The sequence below is a fragment of the Halanaerobium sp. genome, from assembly GCF_003070835.1.
On record NZ_QBLR01000157.1, the window covers coordinates 1 to 7,929 of the forward strand.

Annotated in this window: 8 protein-coding genes; all 8 read left to right on the top strand. The window is 32.4% G+C overall.

Annotated elements, in window-relative coordinates; all coding sequences use genetic code 11:
• Positions 1-133: 133 nt before the first annotated feature.
• Positions 134-667 (top strand): macro domain-containing protein, encoded by a 534-nt coding sequence (locus CI949_RS13760; protein ID WP_290767369.1) that lies wholly within the window; start codon positions 134-136, stop codon positions 665-667.
• Positions 668-755: 88 nt separating this feature from the next.
• Positions 756-1,367, top strand: coding sequence for a cyclase family protein (locus tag CI949_RS13765; protein ID WP_290767371.1), 612 nt, complete (start codon positions 756-758; stop codon positions 1,365-1,367).
• A 90-nt stretch (positions 1,368-1,457) separates the two neighbouring features.
• On the top strand, positions 1,458-2,144 hold the full coding sequence (locus tag CI949_RS13770; RefSeq protein ID WP_290767373.1) for a GntR family transcriptional regulator: 687 nt from the start codon (positions 1,458-1,460) through the stop codon (positions 2,142-2,144).
• 116 nt (positions 2,145-2,260) lie between these two features.
• The gene (locus CI949_RS13775; protein WP_290767375.1) at positions 2,261-3,250 is read left to right on the top strand and encodes a C4-dicarboxylate TRAP transporter substrate-binding protein; all 990 of its coding nucleotides are present in this window, start codon (positions 2,261-2,263) and stop codon (positions 3,248-3,250) included.
• Positions 3,251-3,320: 70 nt separating this feature from the next.
• A complete protein-coding gene (locus CI949_RS13780; protein ID WP_290767377.1) occupies positions 3,321-3,779 on the top strand; it encodes a TRAP transporter small permease in 459 nt (152 codons plus the stop codon).
• Between the two features lie 26 nt (positions 3,780-3,805).
• Complete coding sequence (locus tag CI949_RS13785; RefSeq protein ID WP_290767379.1) at positions 3,806-5,086, top strand: TRAP transporter large permease; 1,281 nt, start codon at positions 3,806-3,808, stop codon at positions 5,084-5,086.
• 37 nt (positions 5,087-5,123) lie between these two features.
• On the top strand, positions 5,124-6,191 hold the full coding sequence (gene uxuA / locus CI949_RS13790; protein WP_290767381.1) for a mannonate dehydratase: 1,068 nt from the start codon (positions 5,124-5,126) through the stop codon (positions 6,189-6,191).
• 94 nt (positions 6,192-6,285) lie between these two features.
• Positions 6,286-7,905, top strand: coding sequence for a mannitol dehydrogenase family protein (locus CI949_RS13795; protein ID WP_290767383.1), 1,620 nt, complete (start codon positions 6,286-6,288; stop codon positions 7,903-7,905).
• The last annotated feature ends 24 nt before the right edge of the window (positions 7,906-7,929 follow it).

Genomic DNA, 7,929 nt, shown 5'->3' on the forward strand with positions numbered 1-7,929 from the left:
AAATTAATCTATGCAAAAATTTGCTTTTCTCAGCTTAAAAAAGGATAAATCATCTGCTTCTAGAATTATAATAATGTTAAGAGCAACAAGAACTGAGCTTTATTTTTAATGATTATCAAAAGGAGGAGCTTTTATGAAATATAATGTAGCTGGAATTGAACTGCAGTTGATTCAAGGAGATATAGCAGCTCAAGATGATATTGAGGCTGTGGTAAATGCGGCTAATGCTCAGTTGAAAACTGGAGGAGGAGTAGCAGGGGCAATCCATCAAGCAGCTGGTCCGGAATTAGAAGAAGCCTGTCGTGAGCTGGCTCCGATTCAGGTAGGAGAAGCTGTAATTACATCAGCCTTTGGGCTGCCAAATCAATATGTGATTCACACTTTAGGTCCTGTCTATGGTCAGGATAAACCAGAATCAGAACTACTGGCCAGATGCTATCAGAATTCCTTACATTTGGTTGAGGAGTGTCAGCTGAAAAGTGTTGCTTTTCCTGCCATTTCAACAGGTGCTTTTGGTTATCCGATTAAAGAGGCTGCAGAAATTTCTCTAAAAACCGTTAAAGAGATTGCAGAAGAACTGAAAAAAATCAAACTGATCCGTTTTGTACTTTACAGCAGCAGTGATTTTAATGAATACAAAAAAGCTGCAGAAAAGATATTTGAATAAGAAGACTGATCTTTTAGTTATAATAACAAAAATTAACGATTAAAAGCTATATTTAGAAATGAAATTGATGAGAAACTGGGGGGAGAAAATGTTAATTGATCTAAGTTATGAAATTTATTCTGGGATGCCTGTTTATCCGGGTGATATAGAAGTTGAGCTGGAAAATGACAAGAAAGTTAAAAATGATGGTTATGCAAATCATAATCTCAAAATGGGAATGCATGCCGGCACTCATCTTGATTTACCCTCCCATATGCTCGAAGATCAGCAGAGAATTTCAGATATTTCTTTAAATTATTTAAGCGGCCAGGCTAAACTTTTTAATGCAGTTGGTGAAAAAGTGATTACTTTAAAAAATGAGTCTAGAGAGCTAATTGAAAAAGATGATATGGTAATTATCAATACTGGTTTTGCTGCTAAATATGGTAAAAAGGAATACTACAGAGAACATCCAGTGCTTTCTGAAGAGTTGGTAGAATTCTTTATTCAAAAAGAAATTAAACTTTTGGGATTTGATATGCCCTCACCTGATCGAAGTCCTTTTAAAATTCACCACAAATTATTTAATAATAATATTTTTATTTTAGAAAATCTCTGTAATTTAGATAAATTATCAGAAGTAAAAACTTTTAAATTAATTATTTTCCCGCTTAAAGTTAGAGCAGAAGCGGCTCCGTGCCGTGTGGCAGCAGAAATTTAATTATAAATTGGAAAAATATAAAGAAATTATTTGACAATTCAAAACTGGTATGTTAGTGTTATTAGTATATTAAACAGGTGGTGACTTTATATGAATTTAGCATATCATAAAAAATATAATAATTTAAATATGAAAGATTATGTGTACAATGTTTTAAAAGATAACATAATGAACTTAACTATAAAACCAAGAACAATTTTAAGAAAAAAAGAAATTGCAAAAGAATTTAATGTAAGTCGAACTCCAATTAGAGAGGCTTTTGTTAAACTTAAAGAAGAGGGATTAATTGATGTTTATCCACAAAGGGGAACCTTTGTTTCTTATATTGATTTAAACAAAGTTCAGGAAGCTAAATTTATGAGAGAAGCTTTAGAAACCAAGATAGTAAAATTAGCATGTGATATTTTTCCTGAGGAGAAAATATTTGATTTAGAGACAAATCTGAAAGTACAGGAAATGAGTCTGCACCAGAATAACTATATGAAATTATATGAGTATGATAATGAATTTCACAAAATGTTATTTGAAGGCTGTAACATGGGTAATATATGGACTGCTATAGAGCAGATTAGCAGTCATTTAAATAGGATGAGAATGTTGAGTTTATCTGCAGATTTTAATAGATCTGATGTTATTGAAGATCATCAAAAAATTATAACTGCTATTAAAAATAGAGATTCTGAAAATGCATTAAAAACTATGAATTCACATATTAGTAGAATTAAATTTGATCAGGAAAAATTAAAAAAAGATTATCCTGATTATTTTAAAATGTAAAAATTTTAATCACACTAACATGTTAGTATGATTAAAATAAAAAGGAGGGGTAGAAAACTTAGATTAGGTAGTTTTGTTTTCTGATAGGCAAATATAATTTAAAGGGGAGAGATAATATGAAAAAAACATCAATTATAATGTTAACATTTTTATTGGTTACTGTCTTTATGAATGTAGGTAATATAAGTGTTGAAGCAAAATCTGATTATTTATTAAAACTTTCAACACAGTTGAATGAATCTGACCCATTAGTGGATGGATTCAAAGAATTCAAGAAAAATGTTGAAGAAAGAACTGATGGTAATTTATTGATTGAAATTTATCCTAGTGCTCAATTAGGCTCAGATGAAGATGTTATTGAACAAACTCGTATGGGAGTGAATGTTGCTTTATTAACAGATGGTGGAAGAATGGCCAATTATGTTAAAGACATTGGTGTTATTGGGATGCCTTATATTGTAGATAATTATGATGAAATACTTGACCTAGTTAATACTCAATCATTTAAAGAATGGGAAGAAGAATTGGCTAATAATCATGGGTTGCAAGTTTTAGCCTTTAATTGGTATCATGGTCCAAGACACTTTTTAACAAATGAGCCTGTAAGAAAACCTGAAGATCTGAATGGAGTTAGAGTAAGAACTCCTGGTGCTCCAGTTTGGCAAGAATCAATAAAAGCAATGGGAGCCACCCCAGTAGCACTTGGTTGGACTGAAGTTTATACTGCAATGCAGCAAGATGTAATTGATGGTGCAGAAGCTCAACATTTAGCTTCATATAATTCTCGTTTGTATGAAGTGATTAATTATATTAATAAAACTTCACATTTCCAATTAATTAATGGGATTGTAGTTGGCGATAAGTGGTTCAATTCATTGCCTGAAGAGTATCAGAACATAGTTTTGGAAGAAGCTAAAAAAGCTGGTGAAAATACAGCTAGAAAAGTAATTAAATTAGCTGATGATTATGAAGATAGAATGGTTGAAGAGGGCATGAAAGTAATAGATTCAGACACAGAAGCATTTAAAAATGCTGCCCAACAAGCATATGAAGAGCTAGAATTTGTAGAATTAAAAGAAAAACTTTATGAAGAAATGAATAAATAAATTTATTATATTGGCTGATCATATTAATTTGGTCAGCCAATATATATCATAAAAATTAGAAGGAGATAAAATGAAAAATATTTATAAAAAATTAATTGTTTTTGAAGAATTGATTACTAAAATATTTTTATGTGTAATAATATTGTTAGTTTTTATTGCTGCTCTTATGAGGTCGATAAAACTTCCATTGAATTGGGCAGTGGATATTGCCCAGCTCCTTTTTGCTTGGACAATTTTTATTGGAGCTGACATAGCAATGAGAAGAAAAAAATTAATGGGAGTAGATATTATAACAGAAAAATTATCTAAAAAATTACATAAGGCAATTAAGCTTCTTTTTAGTTTAATAATTATTATATTCTTATCATTATTACTTTTTTATGGAATTCAATTATCTATAGAAAATTATGCAAGAACATTTCAGAGCCTGCAAATAAGTTACTCTTGGGCTACATTAAGTGCACCTATAGGAGCTCTATTAATGATTATAACTACTTTATTACAAATAAAAAATATTATTATAAATTAAAAGTTACTTAGAGAGGAGTTATGTTAGTGTTATATGTACTTATATTTTTTGTAATTTTTTTATTACTTGGGATGCCAGTTGCTTTTACAATTGGAATTTCTGGAGCAATTTTCTTTATTCAAAATCAATATGTTCCTTTTTCGATAGTGGCTCAAAAAGCAGTTAGTGCTACTCAATCATTTCCCCTTTTAGCAATCCCATTTTTTATTTTAGCAGGCAATTTGATGAATTCAACAGGTATTACCCCTAGATTAATTAAACTTGCAACTGCAGCTACTGGCCACATGAGTGGTGGATTAGCACAAGTCAGTGTTGTTCTTAGTAGTTTAATGGGAGGAATATCAGGATCTGCAACTGCAGACGCTGCAATGGAAGCAAGAATTTTAGGTCCTGACATGATATCTAGAGGTTATTCACGGGGCTATGCAGCAGCGGCTGTAAGTTTACCTTCTCTTATCACAGCTACTATACCACCAAGTATGGGTCTAATTATTTATGGATTTGTTGGTGAAGTATCAATAGGACGCTTATTTGCAGCAGGATTAATTCCAGGCTTATTAATGATGACCTTTTTGATGATAGCAGTTAGTATATCTTCTAAGAAAAAAGGATATAAACCAGTTAGAGAAAAAAAAGCAACATTTAAAGAATTAATGATTGCATTAAAAGATAGTATATGGGCAGTTATTTTCCCCCTTATATTAATTATTGGTATAAGGTTTGGAATATTCACTCCTTCGGAAGCAGGCGCTTTTGCAGCAGTTTATGCATTATTTGTTGGTATTTTTGTATATAAAGAATTAACATGGAAAAAATTTATAAATGTATTAGATAGTACAGTGGAAGATTTAGGTGCTATTATGTTAATTATATCATTTGCTGGAATTTTTGGATACGGAATCGTTTATGATCGAATTCCTGTGGTTTTATCAGGTTTTATAACTAATATTACAACTAATCCAATTATGTTACTTTTTATTATTTTAATTTTCCTGGCTTTATGTGGTATGTTTATTGAAACTACAGCTTTAGTTTTAATATTAACTCCAATATTTTTACCAATAGTACAACAGGTTGGAATAGATCCGGTACATTTTGGAATACTTATGATGACAATTGTAACAATGGAGATATTAACTCCACCAGTTGGTGTAGCTATGTATACAGTTTGTTCGATATTGGACTGCCCAACTGAAGAGTATACAAAAGAATCTATACCATTTTTTATTGCAATTATTTCAGAATTAATAATTTTAGCATTGTTTCCTGATTTAGTTTTATTTTTACCGAATTTGATATTTGGCTAGATTAATAATTTTATAATATAAAAAGTTGGTGATGTAAATGAAAATGATATTTCGCTGGTTTGGCGAAAATGATGATAGTGTTAGTTTGAAAGAAATAAAACAAATACCTGGTATGACAGGAATAGTAAGTGCTTTATCTGATATACCTGTTGGAGAAGTATGGCCTTTAGACAGAATTAAAAAGCTTAAAAAGACAATTAATAAAGCGGGACTTGAACTTGAAGTTATTGAAAGTGTTAATGTACATGAAGATATAAAATTAGGATTGTCCTCACGGGATAAGTATATTGAAAATTATAAAACAACTTTAAAGAATCTTGCCTCAGAAGGTATAAAAGTTGTCTGTTATAATTTTATGCCAGTTTTTGATTGGCTTCGATCTGATCTGGCTGAAGAGCTTGAAGATGGTTCAACTACAATGGCTTATGATGAAGAATGGATAAATAACACTGATCCTGTAAAACTTGTTGAAGAATTTGATAAAGAATCTCAGGGTTTTTCATTACCTGGTTGGGAGCCTGAAAGATTGGCTGAACTTAAAGACATTATGGAGCAGTATAAAGAAATTGATGAAGAACAGTTATTTGACAATCTTAAGTACTTTTTAAAAAGAATATTGCCTGTCTGTGAAGAATATGATATTAAAATGGCTATTCATCCAGATGATCCACCTTGGCCGATTTATGGACTACCCAGAATTATGACAGGTAAAGAAAATATTCGTAAATTAATGAGTGCAGTTGATAGTCCTTATAATGGAATATCTCTATGCAGTGGTTCTTTAGGCTCAAATCCAGACAACAGTGTTCCTGATTTAATTAGAGAGTTTGGTAACCGAATTCACTTTGGGCATGTTAGAAACTTAAAATTTGATGGAGAAGGTAAATTTCATGAGACTTCCCATCTATCAAGTGATGGCTCTTTAGACTTATTTGAAATTATGAAAGCATATTTTGATATAGGATTTGAAGGATATATTAGACCCGACCATGGACGTATGATCTGGGGAGAAAAGGCCAGACCTGGATACGGTTTGTATGATAGAGCACTTGGTGCTACATATATTAATGGTTTGTGGGAAGCAATTAAAAAGATGAATAAGTAGTAATCTAAATAAGGGAATTCTCTGGCTAACCTATTAATTAAAAAGAGAATTCCTTTTACTATATTAAAAATATTATATTAAGGGTGAATTACTTATGTTAAAACTTAAAAAAGAAGAATTAAAAGATCAAGCTCAGTGGGAAGAAGCTGGAATAAAGCCACCACAGTTTGATTATCAAAACTTAATTGATAACACAAAGGAAAAACCTGAATGGGTACATTTTGGTGCCGGCAACATTTTCAGAGCTTTTATTGCCCGTCTGCAGCAGGAACTTTTAAATGAGGGTGAGGTTGAAACAGGGATTATAGCTGCTGAAGGCTTTGATTACGAGATTATAGATAAAGTTTATGCACCGGCAGATAATCTAAGTCTGGTTGTAAAGATGTCGGCTGATGGCAGTTTAGAAAAAACTCTACTGGCCAGTATTACTGAAGGCTTAAAAGCGGATTCCAGCTTTGAAAAAGACTGGGATGAACTTAAAGAAATTTTTAAGAAGCCAAGCTTAAAAATGGCCAGTTTTACAGTTACAGAAAAAGGATATGCTTTAGATAATATGGACGGAGAATTTTTTCCTTTTGTTTTAGAAGATTTTAAGACCGGACCTGAAGGAGAGTTAAATCATCTAATGGCTAAAGTAACAGCCTTAGCTTATGAGCGCTTTAAAGCAGGTGCTTATCCTTTCGCTTTTGCCAGTATGGATAACTGTTCCCATAATGGTCAGAAACTGAAAGATGCTGTAATAACTGTGGCAGAAAAATGGTTAGAAAACGATTTGGTTGAAGAAGGTTTTCTAGGGTATTTAAATGATGAATCCAAAGTTGGATTTCCCTGGTCAATGATCGATAAAATAACACCAGGACCTGCACCAGAAGTACAGCAGAAGCTGAAAGAGCTTGGTTTTGAAAACACAGATATTGTAAAAACTAATAAAAACACAGAGATTGCTGCTTTTGTAAATGCTGAAGCACCAGAATATCTTGTTATAGAAGATAATTTTCCCAATGGCAGGATTCCTTTAGATAAAGCAGGTGCAATCTATACAGACAGAGATACAGTTAACCAGGTAGAAACTATGAAGGTAACAACCTGCCTCAATCCACTGCATACAGCGATGGCAGTTTACGGCTGTCTTCTAGGCCACACATCAATTGCAGAAGAGATGGAAGATCAGGAAATCAGAGCCTTAGTTGAGCAGATAGGTTACAAAGAAGGCCTGCCAGTTGTTGTAGACCCGGGAGTGCTTGATCCAAAAGATTTTATAGATGAGGTAGTTAAAGAAAGACTAGTTAACCCTTATATTCCTGATACACCTCAGAGAATAGCTAAAGATACTTCACAAAAGGTGGCTATCCGCTTTGGAGAAACAATCAAATCTTATCGTGATGCCAAAGACTTAGACCCAGCAGATTTAGTTGTAGTACCACTTGCAATTGCAGGTTGGTTGAGATATCTCCTTGCAGTAGATGATGAAGGGAATGAAATGCCTTTAAGCTCAGATCCAATGTTAGATGAACTGACACCTCAGTTAGAGGGAATTAAGATCGGCAACCCTGATTCTGTAGAAGATAAGCTTCATAATATCTTGAGTAATGATAATTTAATGGGCTCAGACTTATATGAAGTAGGACTGGGAGAAAAAATAGAAGGATATTTTAAAGAGATGATAGCAGAAGAGGGAGCAGTTAGAGCTACCTTAAATAAATATCTTCTTTAAGTTAAAATTAGGATACTGTTGAAT

What these genes read in the sequence shown, in the direction of transcription:
- CI949_RS13770 (WP_290767373.1), top strand. Translation starts at nt 1,458, where the DNA reads ATGAATTTAGCATATCATAAAAAATATAATAATTTAAATATGAAAGAT.
- CI949_RS13780 (WP_290767377.1), top strand. Translation starts at nt 3,321, where the DNA reads ATGAAAAATATTTATAAAAAATTAATTGTTTTTGAAGAATTGATTACT.
- uxuA (WP_290767381.1), top strand. Translation starts at nt 5,124, where the DNA reads ATGAAAATGATATTTCGCTGGTTTGGCGAAAATGATGATAGTGTTAGT.
- CI949_RS13775 (WP_290767375.1), top strand. Translation starts at nt 2,261, where the DNA reads ATGAAAAAAACATCAATTATAATGTTAACATTTTTATTGGTTACTGTC.
- CI949_RS13765 (WP_290767371.1), top strand. Translation starts at nt 756, where the DNA reads ATGTTAATTGATCTAAGTTATGAAATTTATTCTGGGATGCCTGTTTAT.
- CI949_RS13760 (WP_290767369.1), top strand. Translation starts at nt 134, where the DNA reads ATGAAATATAATGTAGCTGGAATTGAACTGCAGTTGATTCAAGGAGAT.
- CI949_RS13795 (WP_290767383.1), top strand. Translation starts at nt 6,286, where the DNA reads ATGTTAAAACTTAAAAAAGAAGAATTAAAAGATCAAGCTCAGTGGGAA.